Origin of the sequence: Actinomyces sp. ICM47 (assembly GCF_000278725.1) — a bacterium.
Lineage (GTDB): Bacteria > Actinomycetota > Actinomycetes > Actinomycetales > Actinomycetaceae > Pauljensenia.
In genome coordinates, this window is sequence record NZ_ALCA01000056.1 from 1 (window position 1) to 19786 (window position 19786).

19 protein-coding genes and 1 tRNA gene are annotated in these 19786 nt (G+C 65.5%); 5 read left to right on the forward strand and 15 right to left on the reverse strand.

Annotation, left to right across the window (positions count from 1 at the left end; genetic code table 11):
- Positions 1 to 345 precede the first annotated feature (345 nt).
- Positions 346 to 975: an O-methyltransferase gene (locus tag HMPREF1136_RS03490; RefSeq protein WP_034504737.1), complete on the forward strand. Its 630-nt coding sequence runs from the start codon at positions 346 to 348 to the stop codon at positions 973 to 975.
- A gap of 270 nt (positions 976 to 1245) precedes the next feature.
- Here HMPREF1136_RS03490 and HMPREF1136_RS10580 read toward each other — a convergent pair whose 3' ends face one another.
- The 3 genes from HMPREF1136_RS10580 to dapE all read right to left on the reverse strand — a co-directional run bounded on the left by HMPREF1136_RS10580 (position 1246) and on the right by dapE (position 3525).
- Positions 1246 to 1410 (reverse strand): DUF3117 domain-containing protein, encoded by a 165-nt coding sequence (locus HMPREF1136_RS10580; RefSeq protein WP_009647963.1) that lies wholly within the window; start codon positions 1408 to 1410, stop codon positions 1246 to 1248.
- A gap of 193 nt (positions 1411 to 1603) precedes the next feature.
- Entirely contained in the window at positions 1604 to 2329 is a 726-nt protein-coding gene (locus tag HMPREF1136_RS03495; RefSeq protein ID WP_009647949.1) for a TIGR00730 family Rossman fold protein, read from the reverse strand.
- Between the two features lie 47 nt (positions 2330 to 2376).
- The gene (gene dapE / locus HMPREF1136_RS03500; protein ID WP_009647962.1) at positions 2377 to 3525 is read right to left on the reverse strand and encodes a succinyl-diaminopimelate desuccinylase; all 1149 of its coding nucleotides are present in this window, start codon (positions 3523 to 3525) and stop codon (positions 2377 to 2379) included.
- 136 nt (positions 3526 to 3661) lie between these two features.
- Between dapE and HMPREF1136_RS03505 the strand changes: the two genes are divergently transcribed.
- The 3 genes from HMPREF1136_RS03505 (at position 3662) to HMPREF1136_RS03515 (ending at position 6449) form a co-directional block, all read left to right on the forward strand.
- Complete coding sequence (locus HMPREF1136_RS03505) at positions 3662 to 4438, forward strand: hypothetical protein (RefSeq protein ID WP_009647952.1); 777 nt, start codon at positions 3662 to 3664, stop codon at positions 4436 to 4438.
- Positions 4439 to 4623: 185 nt separating this feature from the next.
- Positions 4624 to 5592 (forward strand): DNA cytosine methyltransferase, encoded by a 969-nt coding sequence (locus HMPREF1136_RS03510; protein WP_009647966.1) that lies wholly within the window; start codon positions 4624 to 4626, stop codon positions 5590 to 5592.
- A complete protein-coding gene (locus HMPREF1136_RS03515; RefSeq protein ID WP_009647959.1) occupies positions 5589 to 6449 on the forward strand; it encodes an NgoMIV family type II restriction endonuclease in 861 nt (286 codons plus the stop codon). Before HMPREF1136_RS03510 ends, HMPREF1136_RS03515 begins: the two co-directional genes overlap by 4 nt.
- Before the next feature lie 75 nt (positions 6450 to 6524).
- On the opposite strand, the gene HMPREF1136_RS03520 is transcribed toward HMPREF1136_RS03515, so the two are convergent.
- The 6 genes from HMPREF1136_RS03520 to HMPREF1136_RS03545 all read right to left on the reverse strand — a co-directional run bounded on the left by HMPREF1136_RS03520 (position 6525) and on the right by HMPREF1136_RS03545 (position 11987).
- Complete coding sequence (locus HMPREF1136_RS03520; RefSeq protein ID WP_009647953.1) at positions 6525 to 7703, reverse strand: BMP family lipoprotein; 1179 nt, start codon at positions 7701 to 7703, stop codon at positions 6525 to 6527.
- A gap of 163 nt (positions 7704 to 7866) precedes the next feature.
- Positions 7867 to 8985, reverse strand: coding sequence for a mannose-1-phosphate guanylyltransferase (locus HMPREF1136_RS03525; protein WP_034504739.1), 1119 nt, complete (start codon positions 8983 to 8985; stop codon positions 7867 to 7869).
- A 79-nt stretch (positions 8986 to 9064) separates the two neighbouring features.
- Positions 9065 to 9661, reverse strand: a complete 597-nt coding sequence (locus HMPREF1136_RS03530) for a 50S ribosomal protein L25/general stress protein Ctc (RefSeq protein WP_009647951.1) — start codon at positions 9659 to 9661, stop codon at positions 9065 to 9067.
- Positions 9662 to 9827: 166 nt separating this feature from the next.
- Positions 9828 to 10799, reverse strand: coding sequence for a ribose-phosphate diphosphokinase (locus HMPREF1136_RS03535; protein ID WP_009647961.1), 972 nt, complete (start codon positions 10797 to 10799; stop codon positions 9828 to 9830).
- 24 nt (positions 10800 to 10823) lie between these two features.
- Positions 10824 to 11873: a bifunctional UDP-N-acetylglucosamine diphosphorylase/glucosamine-1-phosphate N-acetyltransferase GlmU gene (locus HMPREF1136_RS03540; RefSeq protein WP_009647956.1), complete on the reverse strand. Its 1050-nt coding sequence runs from the start codon at positions 11871 to 11873 to the stop codon at positions 10824 to 10826.
- Between the two features lie 43 nt (positions 11874 to 11916).
- A tRNA-Gln gene (locus HMPREF1136_RS03545) sits at positions 11917 to 11987 on the reverse strand.
- A gap of 111 nt (positions 11988 to 12098) precedes the next feature.
- Here HMPREF1136_RS03545 and HMPREF1136_RS03550 point away from each other — a divergent pair.
- On the forward strand, positions 12099 to 12731 hold the full coding sequence (locus tag HMPREF1136_RS03550; RefSeq protein ID WP_034504741.1) for a TetR/AcrR family transcriptional regulator: 633 nt from the start codon (positions 12099 to 12101) through the stop codon (positions 12729 to 12731).
- Between the two features lie 74 nt (positions 12732 to 12805).
- Here the strand turns inward: HMPREF1136_RS03550 and HMPREF1136_RS03555 are convergent, their stop codons facing one another.
- The 6 genes from HMPREF1136_RS03555 to HMPREF1136_RS03580 all read right to left on the reverse strand — a co-directional run bounded on the left by HMPREF1136_RS03555 (position 12806) and on the right by HMPREF1136_RS03580 (position 19418).
- Positions 12806 to 13081, reverse strand: a complete 276-nt coding sequence (locus HMPREF1136_RS03555; RefSeq protein ID WP_009647950.1) for a DUF1540 domain-containing protein — start codon at positions 13079 to 13081, stop codon at positions 12806 to 12808.
- 502 nt (positions 13082 to 13583) lie between these two features.
- Positions 13584 to 14732, reverse strand: a complete 1149-nt coding sequence (locus tag HMPREF1136_RS03560) for a glycosyl hydrolase family 28-related protein (RefSeq protein ID WP_442852128.1) — start codon at positions 14730 to 14732, stop codon at positions 13584 to 13586.
- A gap of 49 nt (positions 14733 to 14781) precedes the next feature.
- Positions 14782 to 16716, reverse strand: coding sequence for an ABC-F family ATP-binding cassette domain-containing protein (locus HMPREF1136_RS03565; RefSeq protein ID WP_009647957.1), 1935 nt, complete (start codon positions 16714 to 16716; stop codon positions 14782 to 14784).
- A complete protein-coding gene (locus HMPREF1136_RS03570) occupies positions 16716 to 17693 on the reverse strand; it encodes a 4-(cytidine 5'-diphospho)-2-C-methyl-D-erythritol kinase (RefSeq protein WP_009647960.1) in 978 nt (325 codons plus the stop codon). The genes HMPREF1136_RS03565 and HMPREF1136_RS03570 overlap by 1 nt, the downstream gene beginning before the upstream one ends.
- Positions 17694 to 17716: 23 nt before the next feature.
- Positions 17717 to 18700: a 16S rRNA (adenine(1518)-N(6)/adenine(1519)-N(6))-dimethyltransferase RsmA gene (gene rsmA, locus HMPREF1136_RS03575; RefSeq protein WP_009647965.1), complete on the reverse strand. Its 984-nt coding sequence runs from the start codon at positions 18698 to 18700 to the stop codon at positions 17717 to 17719.
- Between the two features lie 64 nt (positions 18701 to 18764).
- Positions 18765 to 19418, reverse strand: coding sequence for a DUF4230 domain-containing protein (locus tag HMPREF1136_RS03580; protein ID WP_009647964.1), 654 nt, complete (start codon positions 19416 to 19418; stop codon positions 18765 to 18767).
- Positions 19419 to 19786: the final 368 nt, after the last annotated feature.

Consider the following 19786-nt stretch of genomic DNA (forward strand, 5'->3'; position numbering starts at 1 on the left):
GGGCCGGCCGCCGAGGTCCTCACCGCCCTCGGCACGACCCTCGCGTCGGTCAACCGAGGCCTCGCCGGGCGCCCCCTCGGGGTCTCCCCCATCCGGCACTGACAAGCCCCGTCAGCGCGCACCACGGCCTCGTCCTCATCGACGAGGCCGTGGTTGCGTCGCGCAGAGTTCCCTCCTTTTCGAGGGCCTTCAGCACGCACGCGTTTTGGTGTCGTCTCCTTTTTAGCGGGAGACCGGAGCGCCAACGCGCCCGCGTCACGCCTCGCCTGTACCCTGATGGCTGGAGAGGGGCGCACACGTGTGGACGCACCTACCCGAGGCGACCGAGGAAACGTGAGGATAGCGATGGCGGATAAGGCCCAGACTTGGGTGTATACCGAAGACTACGTGGCAGAGAGCAATGCTCTGGCTGCCGCGCGCGCTGTTGCATCCGAACTTGGAGCCGCCCCCGTTTCCTCCGGTACCGGAGCCGCCCTGCGGATGCTCGCCGCCGTCGCAGGCGCGCGCGCAGTCCTCGAAGTGGGCACGGGTGCCGGTGTGTCAGGCCTGTGGCTCCTGGACGGCATGGCCCGCGACGGCGTCCTCACAACCATCGACGTCGAGTCCGAGCTACTGGGCTACGCACGCCGCAACTTCGCAGCCGCCGGCCTGTCCTCCCACCGCACGCGCCTCATCGCCGGGCGCGCCCTCGACGTGCTGCCCCGTATGGCGGCGCGCGGCTACGACATGGTTGTCCTCGACGGCGACCTGGATGAGACACCGCAGTACCTGGACCACGCCGTGCGTATTGTCCGTCCCGGCGGCACCATCGCCTTCGTGCACGCCCTGTGGCACGACCAGGTCGCCGACCCCGCACGCCGCGACGCACGCACCGTCGTCGCCCGCGAGGTCGTCAACTACCTGCGAGACTCCGATGAGTTCGTGCCCACCCTCCTGCCCGTCGGAGATGGCCTGGCGGTCGCAGTCAAGCGCTGACGGCGCTTCGCGTGCCATCTGGGCGCCCTCTGTTCCGCACGCAAACCCTCTGTTCCATACGTGGGCAACCCCGCCGATGCTCCGATCAGCGGGTTCACGTGCGGAAGAGAGGTCCCAGGCCCCGAATAGCAGGCCCCGCGGCGACCGGACACCACAGGCACCGCGGCGGCCGCACACCGGACGCAACACGGGAAGACACATCGCAGGCACCAAACGGCGACACAAAAGCGGTGGGACAGGCCCTGCCCGTCCCACCGCAGTTCTGCTTATTCAGATTGCCGCAGTCAGCACCGCGGCGAGTTCGCCAGCTTCCTGCGGACTCATCTCGATAACGAGGCGTCCGCCCCCTTCGGTGGGAATACGAACGACAATGCCGCGACCTTCAGCGGTCGCTTCGAGGGGGCCATCCCCCGTGCGAGGTTTCATCGCTGCCATGTTGAGGGCTCCTTCTCAGAGTTCTGCCGCCGCCACCTGCGGCGGAGCACCTCATCAATCTTACCGGATAACTGATAATTTTCCTTGGCAGGTTACACAGCCTTACACATAGAAACTCAGCCATCAGATTAATTTTGTGTGGCAATTGAACGGTTTCTCCTCGTCAACACCCCTCACACTCACGCATCAGCAACTAAGCACCCGTCGCCAGGCGCACCGCCTCCTCCGGATCATCAACAACGTGCAGCAGATCGACGTCACCCGGAGAAATCATGCCCGCGTCCACCATCGAGGAACGGATCCACTCGACCAAGCCCGACCAGTACTCGGTGCCCACAAGCACGAGGGGGAAGGAACGAATCTTACCGGTCTGTACCAGGGTCGCCGACTCGAAGAGTTCGTCCATTGTGCCGAAACCGCCCGGCATGACGATAAAGCCCTGCGAGTACTTGACGAACATGGTCTTGCGCGCAAAGAAGTACCGGAAGTTCACGCCGCGGTTGATCCACTGGTTCATGCCCTGCTCGTGCGGCAGCTCGATGCCCAGGCCCACGGAGATACCGCCTGCCTCCCACGCGCCACGGTTCGCGGCCTCCATCACGCCCGGGCCACCGCCCGTAATGACCGCGTAGCCGCGCTGAACCAGGAGTTCGCCGATCCGCTGAGCACACTGGTACCAGGGTTCGTCCGGGCGTGTGCGCGCGGAACCGAACACGGAAATGGCGGGGCCGACCTTCGCCAGGGCCTCGAACCCTTCGACGAACTCGGACTGGATCCGCAGAACGCGCCAGGGGTCCGTGTGTTTCCAGTCCGCGCTGTGTTCGGTCTGAAGCAGCGAAGCATCGGCCGTCAGGCGCGGGATCTGGTCCCCGCGCAGAACGACGGATCCGCGGCGGTAGGTCTCTTCAGGGGTAGTCATGGTCTCTCCTGACGGTCAACGTGGGTGGGCGCGGCGCGCCTGGCCCGCTACTGCGCGAGCAGGAAGGCACGCAGGGTCTCGTGCACCCTGACAATATCCGAGACGGGCGCGTGTTCGTCGCGCGTGTGCGCGAGCAGCGGATCGCCCGGCCCAAAGTTCATCGCGGGCACTCCCACCTGCGTAAAGCGGGCAACGTCCGTCCACCCGACCTTCGCGCTGAGCGCGAGGTGAACCCCGGCCTCGTCCGCGACGCGACGGGCGACGGACAGGAAGCGCTCGGCGACGGGCGAGTCCGCCCCGGGCCGCGCACCCTCGCACAGGTCATCGACCTCGATGGTTGCGCCGGTTCCTTCGAAGAGACCGCGCACCCATTCCAAGGCGTCGTCGGCGCGTTTGGAGGGCGCGAAGCGGTAGTTGACGGTCATGGAGGCGGCCTCGGGGATGACGTTGTTCGCAATGCCGCCCTCGACGCGCACGACGGAGAGGGATTCACGGAATTCGAGGCCGTCAACCACCTCGATGGGGTTACCGAAGGACGCGATACGCTCGATGACGGGGGCCATCGCGTGAATCGCGTTAACGCCCATCCAGGCGCGCGCCGAGTGCGCGGCACGTCCCGGGAAGTGCGCGATGACGCGCAGAGTTCCGTTGCAGCCACCTTCGACGTGCGCGGCAGTGGGTTCACCCAGCAGAGCGAGGTCGCCGGCGAGCCACTGCGGGTACAGGCGCTGGATGCGGCCCAGGCCGTTGAGGTGCGAGGCGACCTCCTCGTGGTCGTAGAAAATCCACGTGACGTCTGCGGTGAGCGCCTCGCGTGCGCCGCCCCTGATCACAGCACCGGCCTCGCACGCGAGAGCCAGGGCGGCCGCGCAGCCGCCGAGCATGTCGACTGAGCCACGCCCCCACACGACCTCGACGCCGTCGCGCACCTCGAGGCGTCCAGGAACGTTCTCAGCGATGGGAACCGTGTCCAGGTGCCCGGCGAGGACGACGCGCTGCGGCAGCCCGAGGTGGGTCCGCGCGCACACCGCATCCCCGTCGCGCAGGATCTCCAGGGTGTCCACCGAGCCAAAGCCCGCGCCACGCAGCGCCGCCTCGACCGCGTCCGCGAGGGGTCCTTCCTCTCCCGACACCGAGGGGATATCGATCATCTGGCGCGTCAGCGAGAGCGCATCGGTCGCGTCCGTGAGCTGCATGTGTCCTCCTTTGTGATTGCTTCCAGGATACCGGCGCACTCCCCCACCTGCGTCTGTGCGCACGCTGTGCGAGAGACGCAACCTGTTCGTCTCACTCCGTTTTTGCGAGTCCGCTTCATAGTGTTACCCTCAGCACATGACACGCTGTGCTGGCCCGTCGCTGTTTGCGGGTATCGCTTCTTTCTTGTCCGCCGCTACCCGTGGTCGATTCCGCCTGATCATCGGATACGAGGCCTCGCACACCGGGGATCTCGCCCGCGATGGTGCCGCAATCATCGAAGGATTGGGCGGTCATGCTCTGCTCATGCCGCGCGCACTACCGGCACCGTTGACGGCTTTCTCGGTGCGCATGGTCATGGCCGACGGGGCGCTCTACATCCGCAGCAGCGGCGAGGCACTGATCTATCTGGGTGGGCGCGCGGTCGACCGCTCGCGTGAGGGTGCGCTCGCCTCCGAGGCCGAACTCTCTCTCATCGACGAGGCCGCGACCGCGGTCAGCGACGAGGCCGCCCTCCCCCGCGCCGAGGGGGGCTGGGAGTGTGTGGGCGAGGGCATGATCGGCGCCTACGTGGATCGCACGGTCTCACGCATCTCATCCCTAACCGATGCCACGCACGTGCCCACACCCGTGTCCGTCGAGGACCCCACGGGCCTCCTGACCTCCCTGTTGGAACGCCTGGGCGTCCCCATTGACGAGGCCGGGGCGGGCCTGTCACTGCGTGTGCGCTGCGAGGGACGAACGCTTTGTTCTTCTCTGTCCGAGGAGCAGGTGCGAACCGCCCTGGGTGAGGCGCTGGCAACGAGTCCCGCGATCCCGGCGGGCCGGGGACTGTACTGCGTGGATCCGGCCTTCGTCATGGATGCCGACGCGATCAGTGCAGGCGCGGCCCTCGCGCTCCTCGCGCCGCGCTAAGCGGTAGGCCGAGTTGTGTCCTCATGAGGTGAGGACACGGGGACGCAGATGTGCATGCTTACCCGTAGCCTGCGCATATGAGTGAGAACACCCCACCTCTGGTCGCCATTTCGCGCTTTGATCAGCCCTCCGCATTCGCCGCTCCCCTACAATCGTCCGGTAGACAAAGCGGCGGAAGGTGGGACATGGCCCTGACATCGATCGAGATCTGTGCGGGCGCGGGCGGGCAGGCGCTCGGACTCGAGCAGGCTGGCTTCGATCACGTGGCCGTCGTCGAAATCGACCACCACGCCTGTAACACGCTGCGCGAGAACCGTCCGGCATGGAACGTCATCGAGGGCGACGTTGTTCCCTGGATCAAGGAGCACGCTCACGACTTCGCTGGCGTTGACCTGGTGGCTGGCGGTGTGCCCTGCCCGCCTTTTTCCTACGCGGGCAAGCAGCTAGGCCCCGATGACGAGCGCGATCTCTTCCCCGCCATGATTGAGCTTGTACGCATCGTGCGGCCGCGCGCCATCATGATCGAGAATGTACGCGGGCTTCTGGACCCAAAGTTCGAGAAGTACCGTGCTGGAGTCGAGGAGCACCTGCGAGAGATCGGTTATTCCCTCCAATGGAAGCTCCTTCAAGCCTCTGATTTCGGTGTCCCGCAGCTGCGTCCACGCGTCATTGCCGTTGGATTCCGTGAGGATATCGAGGCTTCCTTCGAGTACCCCGAACCCCTGTCCGAAGCGCCACCCACGGTCGGAGAGGCGCTCAGCGACCTGATGGCGGCGCGCGGTTGGACGGGTGCGGCACAGTGGGCGAAACGCGCCAATCGCATCGCACCGACGCTCGTGGGTGGCTCCAAGAAGCACGGCGGTCCCGACCTGGGACCCACCCGAGCCAGGCGCGCTTGGGCTGAGCTGGGCGTCAATGGCTCCACGATTGCGCCCGAGGCCCCTGATCCTGACTTTCAGGGGGACCCACGCCTGACGGTCCGCATGGCCGCCCGCATCCAAGGATTCCCCGACGATTGGGCGATCACGGGTGCGAAGACTAACGCGTACCGTCAGGTTGGCAACGCGTTCCCACCGCCAGTTGCCCGCGCGGTTGGCATCGCAATCGCCTCTGCTCTCAGGGCAGACAGTCGTGGGCAGGAGGCTGTCGCATGAGCATCAATCTCCTCGACGAGCGTCGGTTTTTCCACCGTCAGCTCACGCAGACGCGCACTCTGTCGATTAACGCGGAGGGGGTGGCAAGCAACGCCGACAAGTCTCAGCGTTTGTCCTGCGAGGTCGCACTGTCCATCGCCCGTCGCCTCGGTGCTGCGGAAGGCGTACGCAAGCTGGACGGACAAAGTGCCGGCAAGAACTTTGAGGCGGCAGTCGCTGCCTTCGTCAGTGCAACCTTCCCCGCATTGTCCGTGCTGCGTCCAGGCCAGTGGGAGGTCCTCAACGTTGGGAGCACGCGTCAGGGGCAATTCCTTGCCCAGTTTGAACCCTATCGCCACTTGAGCGAACTGACTGAGGCAATTGCACGGAATCCGACGCTGGCGACCGTCCTCGGTAACTCCTACGATATCTCTCCTGACGTCTTGGTTTTGCGTCACCCCATTCAGCCACAGGTATTGGCGGAGTCCGGGATCGTCATTGACGGGGCCGCTGAATATTCTCCTCTAATCTCTCGTTACTCCCACGCCCCCATCGTGCACGCGGTCATCTCATGCAAGTGGACGCTGCGTTCGGATCGCGCTCAAAACGCTCGCTCTGAGGCGTTGAACCTGATCCGGAATCGCAAAGGTCGCACCCCGCACATCATGGTTGTCACGGGTGAACCCGCACCGTCGAGGCTCGCCTCCCTCGCACTGGGAACAGGCGACATCGACACCATGTATCATGTCGCGCTTCCCGAATTGGTCGAGGCCACCCACGCCTCAAGCAACGCCGAGGCCATTAAGACGCTGGACAACCTCATCGACGGTCAACGTCTGCGTGACATCGCCGATTTACCCCTCGACTTGGCGATCTAACGACGCACCCCTGGCGCGAACAATGGTGCCCCAGGCGCTCTCGCGCCCGGGGCACCACTCACAGCACGTTTCACCTCACACGTCGAAAGGCGTGGAAATCACCATGCCGCCCGTCTCGATCTGGCCAGCCATGTCGGACAGGCCCAGCTTCAGGTCAGAAGACAACATCGGCGTGTAGGCACCAAATCCGGTGAGGATCACGCCGCCGGACACTAGCGACACGGGGACAGTCGACGCAGGCGCGCCTGCCGTGGCATCGGAAATGAGCGTGTCCATTGCAGCGGAATAGTCGAGAACAATACCGGTCAGCACGGGCGCACCAATAGAGGCGCGCACCGCGTCGGTGATCTGGATGTAGCTGAACGAGTCAGAGAAAGACTGCGTGTCGACCTGCTCGACCACCTGCGGACCGGCCTGGCCCGACATGGGCGACTCGGCGGAAACAGCCTCGTCGCGAGTCAGACCCTTAAGGTCAGCCTTCGTCAGACCCGACCAAATGAGACGCACCATCGGGTTGCCAGCCGCGGCGACAGCGCGCGCGGCACCCGCGTTGTTCTCCCCCGCGAGGGGCAAGATGATGTCGGCACCCTGCGCAATGAAGTTGGCGGCAGTAGCCTCAACGTTCTCGGCGCTGTCAACGAATGTCCCTTCCTTGGCAGCGTTATTCCACCCCAGGATGGTGATAGACGTGCCCTTCGCAAGATTGTAGGCGTCGACGCCTTCCGCGAAAGCATCCATCTGCGACGCGGTGACGTTGTCACGCGACCCGCCAATGACAGCAAGCGTACCCGTCGTGGTCATGCCGGCCGACGCGTAGCCAGCCAGGTAGGCGGCCTCGGAGGCCCTGACGTTGATGACGGAACCGTTCTTGAAGGAGGTGGGATTGTTCTTCGCATCCGTGAACGAGGCACCGACGAGCGCGAAACGGACCTTCGGGTTGGCGCGCGCGGCCTCGGAAAGAGACGAGGCCGTGGTGGAGTCGGTGCCGACGATCAGCGTGCAGCCGGAGGCCGCGAGCGAGGCCGGTGCTGCCTCACCCGATCCGGCCTGATAGGTGATCGACGCCTTGTTCGCGGCATCCGCGAGGGCACGCGCGACGGGGTCCGTCGCGGGGTCCATGTGGGCACTCGAGGTAGCGGCGCAGACCTTCGCGGACGCGGCCGGGGTAGCGCCGGGCGTCGGCGAGCATGCACTCATAGCCAGAGCGGCCACCGTGGCCGTAGTAGCGAAGGCGGCGAAGGTCCGCTTGTTCACGTCTCATCCCTTTCGTCGGGGCGTTTTTCTGCCCAACACGGTACCAGCCAAGCCGCGCGCAACGCCGCCCGGGGCGGTGCACCTCACCCGATAGCATACACTCGAAGGGGGCGCGGAATCACCGTGAGTCACGGAGCCACTCGCTCCGCCTAGTGGAGGGCTGTCAGAGCAAGTCGGAGCGACCGGCCTCGGCAAGCGTATCGACGACAGACTTGACGGCCTGCGCACATTCTAGGCGCGTCACAAGGATCGCGTCAGAGGTCAGGGCAACTGCGACGTCGGGCACCCCAACGAGGGCGACGAGTGGGCCATCCTCACCCACGGATCCGTAGACGGCGGCACCCTCAGAGTCGATGCGGATGGCCTCACCGAGGTTCCCTGCAGCGGCAGCGATACCGGTCAGCGCCTCAAAGTCGCCCAGGTCCGTCCAGCCGAGGGCGGCGTCAGCGGGAACGACGGCCACTCCCCCGTCGGCAGCAACGGGTTCAGCGATGGCGTGATCGATGGCGATCTTAGTCAGGTGCGGCCAGTTCTCCTCCAGCGTCGCCTCGAACTGCGACGTTCCCCACGAGCGCGCAATAGTCTCTAGGCGCGCGTGCAGATCGGGCATGAGTCGGGCCAGGTGGGAGGCCAGGACACCCGCGGACATGATGAACATGCCCGCGTTCCACAGGTAGCCCTGGGACACGTAGCGGGCAGCAGTGTCCGCATCGGGCTTTTCGACGAACTCGGCGACCCGGCGGGCACGCCCGGCAGCGCCAGCCGCCCCGGCCTCGTCCTCACCGAACAGAGCAGGTCCGGGCGCGATGTAGCCGTAAGCGGTCGAGGCCTCGGTGGGCGTCAGCCCAATCGTCACGACGTATCCGTCGCGCGCGGCACCAATCGCGGTTGCAACGGCGGCGCGCAGCAGCTCGGGGCGCGCAATCAGGTGGTCAGCGGCGAACGAGCCGACGATGGCATCGTCCCCAAAGCGCTCACGCACGACGTAGGCGGCCAATCCGATCGCGGCCATGGAATCGCGCCCCGATGGCTCGATGAGGAGCGTGCGTTCCTGCGAGGAAGCGAACTCGGGAAGCTGGGCGAGTACGCCATCGCGGTGCGCTTGACCGGTCACGATGGTCACGGACGAGGCCACAGAAGCCAGGCGGTCCACCGTACCCTGCAGGAGGGTGCGGCCCGTGCCCGCTAGGTCGAGGAGGAACTTGGGACGGCGACGCCGCGACAGCGGCCACAGGCGGGTGCCGGCACCGCCGGCGGGGATGATCACGTGGAGGTCACTCATGTCCCCAGTATCGCAGATACGACGAGGGAGCGAGGCCCAAGCCTCGCCCCCTCACCGGAAAGCGTCTGCTACGCGGGCCTCACTCGGCGTCGCCCGCAGCAGCGGCCTCTTCGGAGGCTTCCTCAGCCTCTTCAGCGGCGGCTTCCTGGACGGACACGATGACCGTCTCAGCGTCAAGCTCCACCTCAACGCCGGCGGGCAGCTTGAGGTCGGAGACGTGCACGGCGGAACCGGCCTCAATGCCCTCGATGGAGACCTCGACGTGCTCGGGGATGGAGGTGGCGGGAGCCTTCACCAGGATGGCGAACTCCTCCAGGGAGTGGACGGTGCCGGGGACGGGTTCGCCGATCACGACGACGGGAACCTCAACGTCGACCTTCTCGCCGGCCTTGACGGCCTGGAAGTCGGCGTGCAGAATGTCGCGGCGCACGGGGTGAACCTGAACGTCCTTGACGAGGGCCAGCTGGGACTTGCCGTCGATCTTCAGCTCAACGAGCGCGTTCTTGTTGCCACGGACGATCAGGAACAGATCGTGACCGGGAACGTCGAGGTGACGGGGCTCTTCGCCGTGGCCGTAGAGGACCGTGGGGACCTTGCCGGCGCGGCGGGCGCGGCGGGAGGCACCCTTACCGAACTCGGAACGCTCTTCGGCAAGCAGGACGGGGTTGTCGCTCATGTGTTTTCCTTCGTATCTCAGGTCCGGCGTCGGTGTCGGCAGAGTGAAGGAAGCGCGGCGCGCATCAATTCAGGCCCTGTCGATAACGGCGGATACGGATCCGCCCTCGCCGGAGCAACCCAAACAGGGTACCTCACGACGAGGGCGGATGTGAAGTGGGAAGCCGTCAGTTAAACAGCGATGTGACCGAACCGTCTTCGAAGACCTCGTGAATCGCGCGAGCCAGGAGCGGCGCGATAGACAGGACGGTGAGCTGCTCGAAGCGCTTCTCAGCAGGGATCGGCAGGGTGTCGGTGACGACAACCTCGGCGGCTCCGGACTCGGAGAGACGCTTGGTAGCCGGGTCGGAGAGGATACCGTGGGTGGCCACAACGATCACCTTCTTAGCACCGGCGTTGGTGAGGACGTTGATTGCCTCGGTGATCGTACCGGCGGTGTCGATCATGTCATCGACCAGGACGCATTCCTTGCCAGCGACATCGCCGACGACGCGGTTCGCGACGGCAACGTTCGGGCGAGTCGTGTCGCGGGTCTTGTGAACGAAGGCCAGGGGTGCGCCGCCCAGCTTCTTCGACCACTTTTCGGCAACGCGGATACGACCGGCGTCCGGGGAGACAACGGCCGTGTTGGACAGGTCGACGCGGCCGCGCACGTAGTCCACGAGGACCGGCATGGCGAAGAGATGATCGACTGGCCCATCGAAGAAGCCCTGCTCCTGCGAGGCGTGCAGGTCCACGCTCATGATGCGGTCAGCACCGGCGGTGCGGTACAGGTCGGCCATCAGGCGGGCGGAGATAGGCTCGCGACCCTGGTGCTTCTTGTCCTGACGCGAGTAGGGGTAGAAGGGAGCGACCACGGTGATGCGCTTCGCGGAAGCGCGCTTCGCAGCATCAATCATGATGAGCTGCTCCATGAGCCACTTGTTGATGTCGCCCGCGATGGACTGCAGGACGAACACGTCGGCGCCGCGAACGGACTCGTTGAAGCGCACGTAAATCTCGCCGGAGGCGAAGTCGTAGGCCGTCACCGGCGAAACCCCACATCCGATTTCCTCACCCACGGCATGAGCCAGGTCCATGTGAGCTCGTCCGGAAACGAGGACGAGGTTCTTTTCTCCAGTGGTCACCAGTCCGCTCATACGGTGGTCTCTCCTTGTGTTGGATCAGGCGCGAGGCGCCGCGATCAGTGTGCCGATGGTGCTGTAAGGCTTAACCATCGTATCGGCTGCGACGCAGCCCTGACCGATCCACGCGGCGGGAACCACAGCGCGATCCCCAATTTCCGCATCAATCAGCGTGGCGTTAGGACCGATTTCACAGTTATCACCAACGCATGTGGTACCCCGCAGGCAGGTGCCGGGGTAGATCGTAGTGTCCGCGCCGACCCTCACATCGACATCGACACAGGTGGAGGCCGGATCGACGATGGTCACGCCGGAGCGCATGAGCGCCTCGCAGAGACGCTTGTTGAGTTCCGCGCCCAGCTCGGCGAGTTGGACACGGTCGTTCGCACCGGCACTCTGCCAGTGGTCGGTGAGTTCCAGGGCACCGGCGGTGCGGCCCGCGGGAGCCGCCGCAGCCAGCACGTCGGTCAGGTACACCTCACCCTGGTCGTTGTCAGTCCCCAGGGAGGACAGGGCATCGCGCAGGAACTGCGCGTCGAACGCGTAGATGCCCGCGTTGATCTCGTTGATCGCGGCCTGCTCGGGCGTCGCGTCGCGCTGCTCAACGATGGCGGTGACCGTGCCGGAGGCGTCGCGGATAATGCGCCCGTAGCCGGTGGGATCCTCGACGCGCGAAGTCAGGACAGTGACGGCGTGCCCCGCGCCCTCATGGGTGGCGACCAGCTCGGCCAGGGTGTCCGTCGACAAGAGAGGAACATCGCCGTAGGTGACGACAATTGTGCCGGGCGCGGGGGCGACTGCAGCGTCGAGAGCCTCGAGGCCGCACTGGACGGCGCGACCGGTGCCGGGAATCTCATCCTGGTCGGCGATGATGGCGGCTGGACTCACGCGCGCGATTTCTGCGGCGACAACCTCACGCTGGTGGCGCACGACGGCGACCAAATGCTCAGGGTCAAGGCCGTGAGCAGCGCGCAGAGCGTGTCCGATCATGGACAGGCCAGCGAGGGGATGCACAACCTTCGGGAGGGCTGATTTCATGCGCGTTCCTTGACCGGCGGCCAGGACGATGACGGCGGCGGGGCGAGACATACTCCTCCTCAAAGGGTTAACAGATCCGATACGGATCTGATCGCTCCGCCCCTAGGATTCGAACCTAGACTAAAGGCACCAAAAACCTCTGTGCTGCCGTTACACCAAGGCGGAATGCGTCCACGGTGATAATACCCGGACCTCATGGGCGCTTTCAAACGCGCCACTCCCCCGCGCCCGAACCACCCGCCCCGCCCAGGCCTCGTCCCGTGTGATACTGGAGGCATGGCTGAGAAGAGGACACGCATGAGCGGCTTCGCGCGCCGCGAGCAGCTGGTGGCCGTGGGGCGCTCTCTGTTCGCCGAAAAGGGCTTCGGGGCGACCAGCGTCGAAGAGATCGCCGCCCGCGCGAAAGTCTCCAAGCCCGTCATCTACGAGCACTTCGGCGGCAAGGAAGGCCTGTACGCCGTCATCGTGGACCGCGAGGTACAGGCCCTCATTTTCTCCCTCCAGTCCTCCCTGGAGTCGTCCGAGCGCCCGCGCCTCATCCTGGAGAACGCGACCCTGGGTTTGCTCGACTATATCGAGCGCAACACGGACGGCTTCCGCGTGCTGGTGCGCGACGCGCCCTCGGATCGAACGGCGGGGTCGTTTTCCTCAATCATGGGCGACGTCGCAACGCGCGTCGAGCACATCATCGCCACTCAATTCAAGCGTTCGAACTTCAATACCACCTGGTCGCCGCTGTACGCACAGATGCTCGTCGGCCTCATCGCGCAGGTCGGACAGTGGTGGCTCGATGACCGGCGCATGAAGAAGGACGAGGTTGCCGCACACGTCGTCAACCTCATCTGGAACGGCCAGCGTGGCCTAAGTCCCCACCCCACGCTTCGGGTGCGCTCGGGCGACGGACGCTAGGTGCTCCTCGATGAGACATACGACGAGGCCGTGGCGGGTAATCCCTGCCACGGCCTCGTTCGTGTGTGGTGCGCTCAGCGCGCCTCGTAGGAGAGGCAGTCCGCGGTGCCCGCGCCGACCGAGATGGAGGCGGCGGTGCACTCGAGGGCGTTGTTGTGGGCGCAGTCGGCCTTCTGGCAGGCGCCAACGAAGGATTCGGCCTTGGCGAGGCCGCCCTTGACGGTCAGCGGGATGAAGGTCGTGCAGGAAGTCGAGTAGCCGACGGTGATTGCGGCGGCTCCGCAGCTCTTCTCCTTGTTGTAGGAGCAGTCGAGGACGGAGCAGTCGAGGATGCGGGGCATATCTGCCATTGGAGTGTCCTTTACAACGTGGCCCCGTGGGGCCTCTTGATAGCCGGTTGCGACCGGGTTGGCCGCGCTGTTGACTCCAGTGATACGCCTTTTCGCAACATGTGCAAGACAAGCGGTTTTTCGTTGCAATTCCAATACTATGTACCGCGCACGCGGGAACTAATTTCGCGCTTTTACCATCACTAATTACGTAAATAAAATGGGCATTTCTTTTGCGTAATTCGGGTAGGTGAGCCTGCACTGTTCATCTTTGCCACACCTATGGTGGGAGCCGCTCAGGCTTCCACGTCAACCACCTCACACACCGGACAGAAGCCGCTACGGAGGATCCGCATTCACCCACGGCACCACGGCCTCGTCCATGGCGAGCATAACGCAACTCGCCCGCGCTACCGAAGCAGCGCGGGCGATTGCGACAACGAAAACGGAGTCAGGTCACTTCACGGACCAGAAACGAATCACGACCATCGTTCCATCGTCGGCTGGCTGCGAGCGCGCCAGATCACCGACGAACGTGTAGGAAGTCGATCGCGCCGCGCGTATTGCCGTAGAAATCGTTGGTCGTGCCCGAGCGCACCAGCTTGTTGTGAGCGATCGTGATGCCGCCATCCGCATTCAGGTCAAAGTTGTGGCCATCGAACACGGTGTTCAGGCGGATGCCAGCGCCGGAGAAATTGTTGACGAGCAGGTTGTCACGAATGGCGTGGGACTTGCCTCCGAAGATACCGATACCCGAGGCCCGCCAGCCCAACTCGATAGTGTTGCCGACGAAGGAGTTGGCCTCAGCGACCCGCGCCTGGCTGTTCGTCGAGGTGTCAATACTCGACCAGGAGGCGAGGCCGTCGTCACCATTACCGCGCACGGAGGAGTTACGCACCGTCGAGTTCGCGGTGCCCTGCGCGAAGTTCACGCCGTCCGCGAAGTTGTTGCGGATGCGGGCGTTCTCGATGACCATGCCGTCCGTGTAGGTCATCTGGCTGGCATCCACATAATCGCCCATCCAGAAGCCACACTCAAAGTGCTCGACCCACACGTTAGCGACGCGGGTGTTCGCCCCAGCCGAGCCAGCGAAGCCCTTGTACTGCGCCTTCTCACCGTAACGGGAGGTCAGGGAAGAAGACATATAGAAGTCAGTCATGGTCACACCGCCCACGCCACGGTTGAAGACGAAGCCGCCACCGCCAGCTTGGTCGGACGTGAAGCGCAGGTTCGTGTACCACATGCCCGCACCCTGAATCGTCAGATCGGAATGATCGAAGCCGATCTTTCGTCCCAGCTCCCAGGTTCCCGCAGGGATGTAGACCGTCTTGGAGGAGGTGTTCGCGGCCTCATTCATCGCCCAGATAAGCGCATCAGAATCATCCACGCCGTCGCCGGGCTGTGCACCCTGGTAGTCGGCGATGCTGACAGCGTCAGCCGGACGCTGAATCTCAGGCAGCGCCTCCTCAAGCTCAATCAAGTCGATGCCGTAGGCGTTCTGGTCGTCCCCCACCTTGACGATCTGAATATGGTCGCCCTTGTGGACCTGGCGGTTGAGCAGGGCGTGAGCCTCGTCGAAACGGAAGCGTGCGCTCGTGGAGGAGGGGGCCTGACCGGGCTCGTCGTACACGTGATCGCCGCCGACGTACTGCCAGGCTGTCTCGGAGGACAGATCGAGGGTCGCAGTTCAGCAGTGGGGCGCGGCACCCGCCACACCCGTTTTACTCAGCCGCCTCAGCAGCCTCCAACCAGGCCTCCTCCAGCCCGTCAATCTCCCCCACGATGTCCTGATGCTGCGCGGACACCTTCGTCAATTCTGAGACGGCCGACGCGTCCGTGGCCACCTTGATCGACAGCTTCTCCAGCTTCGCCTCCAGGTTCGAGGCCTCGGCGCGCAGGCGATCCAGCTTACGTTCGATGCGGGCCAGCTCCTTTTTGGCGGCGCGCCGCGCCGCAGCGTCACTCACGCCGCCGCGAGCGCTCCCCTGCCCCGCACTCTCCCCGCCCGAGGAGGCGTCCGCGGGTTGCGCGGCGGAGCGGGAGGCGGAGCCGGCCTCGTCGGCGCGAGTGGACGAACCGAATGCCCCGAAGTCGCCGGAGGCGCGCATCTGCAAGTACTGCTCGACGCCACCGGGCAGCGCGCGGATCTGGCCGTCGCCAAGGAGGGCGACCTGGTGATCGGTGACGCGCTCAAGGAGGTAGCGGTCGTGGGAGACGACGACGAGCGTGCCCGGGAAGGTGTCGAGCAGGTCCTCCATGGATGCCAGGGTGTCGGTGTCCAGGTCGTTCGTGGGCTCGTCGAGGAGCAGCACGTTGGGCTGGCTCATGAGCAGGCGCATGAGCTGGAGGCGGCGGCGCTCGCCGCCCGAGATTTCGCTGATGCGCGTGTAGGCGCGAGTGCGCGTGAAGCCCATACGTTCCGTCATCTGGGAGGCGCTGACCTCCTTGCCGTCCACGACGACGCTCTGGGCGACGTCGGCGACGGCCTCGACGACGCGCATGTCGGCCAGCGCGTCGAGCTCGTGGGTGTCCTGGGAGAGGGTGGCGACCTGGACGGTCTTGCCGCGCTTGACGCGCCCCGAGGTGGGCTCGAGGTCGCCGCGCAGCAGATTGAGGATCGTCGTCTTGCCGGCGCCGTTGACGCCGACGATGCCGACGCGCTCGGCGGGTGCCAGGCGCCAGGTGACGCCCTGAAGGATGTCCAGGCGCGACCCGTCGGGGCGCGTGAAGGACACGGAGACGTCCTCGAGGTCGATGACGTCCTTGCCCAGGCGCGCGGTCGCCATCTTGACCAGCTCGACGGTGTCGCGCGGGGGCGGCACGTCAGCGATGAGGGCCTCGGCGGCGGCGATGTGGAACTTCGGCTTCGAGGTGCGGGCGGGGGCGCCGCGGCGCAGCCACGCGAGTTCCTTAGTCAGCAGGTTGGCGCGCTTAGCGGCAGCAACGTCCGCCTGGCGCACGCGCTCGGCGCGGGCCAGCGTGTAGGCGGCGTAGGAGCCGTCATAGATTTCGACGTGCCCGGCGATCTGCGGACGATCACCACCCGGGTCGACGCCGGGAACGACCTCCCAGATGTGCTCGCACACGGCGTCGAGGAACCAGCGGTCGTGGGTGACGGCAAGGAGCGCGCCGGACGCGCCGGGGCGAGCGAAGCGCGCGTTCAGGTGAGCGGCCAGCCAGGCCACGCCCTCGACGTCGAGGTGGTTGGTGGGCTCGTCCAGGCACACGATGTCGGCGGTGGCCGCGAGGACGCGGGCCAGGGCAACGCGGCGGCGTTGGCCGCCCGACAGGGTGCCGACGAGCGCGGCGGGGTCGATGTCGGCGAGGAGGCCGGCGTGAATGTCGCGCACGGCCGGGTCGGAGGCCCACTCGTACTCCTCCAAGCCGGGGTGAACGGCCTCGATGACCGTGTCCTCGGGGTTGAGCGTGTCCGCCTGGGTGAGGACGGCGACGCGCACGCCGTCGCGCCGGGTCACCACTCCCCCGTCGGGTTCCTGTGTGCCGGCAACGATGCGCAGGAGCGTGGACTTTCCCGCGCCGTTCGGGCCGAGGATGCCGACGCGGCTGCCGTCGTCGAGGCCAACCGTGACTCCTTCGAGGAGCTTGCGCGCACCCGCGAGGGCGCCGACGTTCTGTGTTCCGAGCAGGTGCGCCATCAGATGGCCTCCGTCGATTCGATGCGGGCACCGCAAGCGGACCCGTGGGCGGGGATTGCACGCGCGACCGTGGGCGCGTCGCTCAGAGTGGCCGCGAGGGTGTGGGCATGCTCAGCGTCACGCGCGAGGGCTGCGACGGTCGGGCCAGACCCGGACAGCATGACGGCCAGGGCACCCGCATCCGTCGCCGCGGCGATAGTCTCGGCCAGCTCGGGCCGCAGGCGCAGGGCGGGGGCCTGCAGGTCATTGACGAGGCAGTGGCGAAGGCTCTCGGGTCCCGCGCACAGGGCGGCAACCTCCTCGGGGGAGGGGTTGACCAGAGCGGGCGCTTGCTCCGCATCGATTCGATCGAACTCGCGGAAAACTGACGGGGTGGACAGGCCCTCACGGGCGAGGAGCATGACCCAGTGATGCTGAGCCACGGCCTCGTCCCCCTTACGTAGAACGCTCATGTGGTCGCCGCGCCCGGTTCCCAGAGCGATACCGCCCGCCAGGCACGCAGGAACGTCTGCACCCAGAGTGCGACCGATCGTCTCCAGCTGATCGGCCCCCAGGCCCAGCTCCCACAGCTCGTTGCAAGCCACGAGCGCGGCTGCCGCGTCAGCGGATCCGCCGGCCATGCCGCCGGCGACGGGGACTCGCTTGTCGACGCGGATGCTCAGGCCCGCGGCTGTCGAGGCCCAGGGGCCTGCGGCGGCGAGGCGCTGGAGGACACGCGCGGCGCGCACGGCCAAGTGGGTCTGTGGATCCAGGTCGGCCATGGCACGGGTCGTCGCCTCGTCGACGCTGCCGTCGGGCAGGTACGCGATTGTCTCAACGCGCACTCCGGGTGCCTTGGAGGTGCGCACGGTGACAGTTTCGCGCAGGTTCAGGGCCTCGAAGACCGTGACGAGGGGGTGGTAGCCGTCGGGCGTGGGTGCGCCCACGCGCAGGGTCAAGTTGACTTTTCCGGGCGCGCTGGCGCGCACTTCACGCATGGCGTTCCTTCTTCCTGGAGGTATCAGCGGGCTGCGGTCGACGCCGCGAGGGCACCACGGCCTCGGGCCTCGATAACGGCACGCCCCAGCTCAACGAACTCGTCAATCGAGAGGGTCTCTCCGCGGCGCGTCGGATCAATGCCGGCAGCGGACAGGAGGGCCTCGGAGGCCTCGGGGCCGCCCGCCCAGTTCTTCAGGGCCGCACGCAGGGTCTTGCGGCGCTGGCCGAAAGCTACGTCGGTGACCTCGAAGGTAGCGCGGCGCAGCTCGTCATCGCCGCGCGGCGTCTCCAAGCGGGTCAGGCGCACGAGGGCGCTATCCACGCCGGGCACTGGCCAGAACACGGAGCGACCGATCGTCCCGGCACGCTCAACCGAGCCATACCAGGAAGCCTTGATGGAGGGCACGCCGTAGGTACGCGATCCAGGGCCGGCGGCCAGGCGGTCCGCGACCTCGGCCTGGACCATAACGACGACACCCTGGATGGAGGGGAAGGCCTCAAGCATGTTGAGCAGGACCGGCACGGCCACGTTGTATGGCAGGTTCGCGACGAGCTTCGTGGGCGCGGGCCAATCCACGCCAAAGTCATCAACCCCACTGATCTGCGTGGCGTCCATGGTGACGACGTGGAAGCGGTCGGCGGCCTCGCTCATGCGGGCGCGCACGGTCTCGGGCAGCGCGGCGGCCAGGGGCGGGTCGATTTCGACGGCCCGCACGCGCGCGCCGACTTCCAAGAGCGCCAGCGTCAGGGAACCGAGGCCGGGGCCGACCTCGACGACCTCGTCGCCTTCTTCGACGCCGCCAGCCGCGACGATCTTGCGCACCGTGCCCGCGTCGTGCACGAAGTTCTGGCCCAGCACCTTGGTGGGGCGAATACCGAGCGCCTCGGAGATTGCTTTCACTTCGAGGGGACCGAGCAGGCCCGTTTCGGAGGGGACAGCGCCCTCGGGTAGGGTCGGATCGAGGCGGCGGCGCGCATCGCGCTGGTTACGGGGGGATCGGCTCACGCTGGCAAGTCTAGTGCACGAGCCCCACGAGGCCGGGGCTAGGCACCGTGTGAGGCTCGGTCAGTCACGCGCCGGGTTCCTCTGCAAGCGTCACACGAACCTCGTACGCGCTAGCCCGTTCACCAAGGACGGCGTTAACCTGCCCTTTCACTACCTCCTTCAAGCGATTCTGCGCTTTATCAAGCAGGCCTTTTGCGACAGCCTCGTCTTTCGCAGCAGCTTCACGATCCGCCAGGAAACTGGTCACCTCACTGACCTCTATCTGATTGACGATAGAAAAGGACTGGTCGTAGGTCTCGATAGACGCTGGATCGATGGATGAGGAGAGGATCTCTACCGTGGGGACAGTGACTGTCACAACATGAGCTCCTTCGTCAGCCTGAACTTGAATCTGGCTCACGTCGGTCAGCCCAGCCTTCACCTCGCCCGAATAGGTGATGAGGTAATGAGCGCTGGTACCCGGTACTTCCATACCGAAGAACTTGGTTCCTTCCTCGGAGTATTTGCCCACCTGAGTAAAAACATACGACTCGGTTGCGAGTTCACCAATATCCGCAAAGGAGTTCTTCACGAGGGTCGTATCCACCGTGACGACAGGGGCAGTCTCCTGCTGCGACGCACCGAAACCAAGCATCGGCCCAATGTTCGCTCCACCAACAAAGCATACGGCGGCACCGATAATGACCACACCAGTTGCAAGAATGCCCTTCAACCTCATACTGACCTCACTAACAGAAAAAGAACAGATGGTAAGTGATCTAATTCGCCAATTCTAGGGTAATCATCGAGAGAAGACAAGCCCGCGCGTTAGTCAAGCAATGCCGCAGGCACTCCGCATTTGCGATCAGCACGCGGATAGGATGCGCACTCGCGGATAGGTTAGTAGCTCGCGGATAGGTTAATAAGCTATCCGGATGCGCACAACCTATCCGCATACTCACGGCCTATCCGTATGTTTGCGCGCCGAGAGCCACCAACAGGGCAGCGCGGTACGCCGCCACCAAGCCAGCACACCCCACCACCACACCAACAGGCACCACCACCACACCAACAGGCACCGCCACCACACCAACAGGCGCGCAAGGG

Excerpts from the sequence above, each read along its gene's own strand:
- HMPREF1136_RS03525 (WP_034504739.1), bottom strand. The coding sequence starts at position 8,985 with ATGAGTGACCTCCACGTGATCATCCCCGCCGGCGGTGCCGGCACCCGC.
- HMPREF1136_RS03530 (WP_009647951.1), bottom strand. The coding sequence starts at position 9,661 with ATGAGCGACAACCCCGTCCTGCTTGCCGAAGAGCGTTCCGAGTTCGGT.
- HMPREF1136_RS03540 (WP_009647956.1), bottom strand. The coding sequence starts at position 11,873 with ATGTCTCGCCCCGCCGCCGTCATCGTCCTGGCCGCCGGTCAAGGAACG.
- HMPREF1136_RS03565 (WP_009647957.1), bottom strand. The coding sequence starts at position 16,716 with ATGGCGCACCTGCTCGGAACACAGAACGTCGGCGCCCTCGCGGGTGCG.
- HMPREF1136_RS03510 (WP_009647966.1), top strand. The coding sequence starts at position 4,624 with ATGGCCCTGACATCGATCGAGATCTGTGCGGGCGCGGGCGGGCAGGCG.
- HMPREF1136_RS03555 (WP_009647950.1), bottom strand. The coding sequence starts at position 13,081 with ATGGCAGATATGCCCCGCATCCTCGACTGCTCCGTCCTCGACTGCTCC.
- dapE (WP_009647962.1), bottom strand. The coding sequence starts at position 3,525 with ATGCAGCTCACGGACGCGACCGATGCGCTCTCGCTGACGCGCCAGATG.
- HMPREF1136_RS10580 (WP_009647963.1), bottom strand. The coding sequence starts at position 1,410 with ATGGCAGCGATGAAACCTCGCACGGGGGATGGCCCCCTCGAAGCGACC.
- HMPREF1136_RS03535 (WP_009647961.1), bottom strand. The coding sequence starts at position 10,799 with ATGAGCGGACTGGTGACCACTGGAGAAAAGAACCTCGTCCTCGTTTCC.
- HMPREF1136_RS03490 (WP_034504737.1), top strand. The coding sequence starts at position 346 with ATGGCGGATAAGGCCCAGACTTGGGTGTATACCGAAGACTACGTGGCA.
- HMPREF1136_RS03505 (WP_009647952.1), top strand. The coding sequence starts at position 3,662 with ATGACACGCTGTGCTGGCCCGTCGCTGTTTGCGGGTATCGCTTCTTTC.
- HMPREF1136_RS03515 (WP_009647959.1), top strand. The coding sequence starts at position 5,589 with ATGAGCATCAATCTCCTCGACGAGCGTCGGTTTTTCCACCGTCAGCTC.
- HMPREF1136_RS03580 (WP_009647964.1), bottom strand. The coding sequence starts at position 19,418 with ATGAGGTTGAAGGGCATTCTTGCAACTGGTGTGGTCATTATCGGTGCC.
- HMPREF1136_RS03570 (WP_009647960.1), bottom strand. The coding sequence starts at position 17,693 with ATGCGTGAAGTGCGCGCCAGCGCGCCCGGAAAAGTCAACTTGACCCTG.
- HMPREF1136_RS03550 (WP_034504741.1), top strand. The coding sequence starts at position 12,099 with ATGGCTGAGAAGAGGACACGCATGAGCGGCTTCGCGCGCCGCGAGCAG.
- HMPREF1136_RS03495 (WP_009647949.1), bottom strand. The coding sequence starts at position 2,329 with ATGACTACCCCTGAAGAGACCTACCGCCGCGGATCCGTCGTTCTGCGC.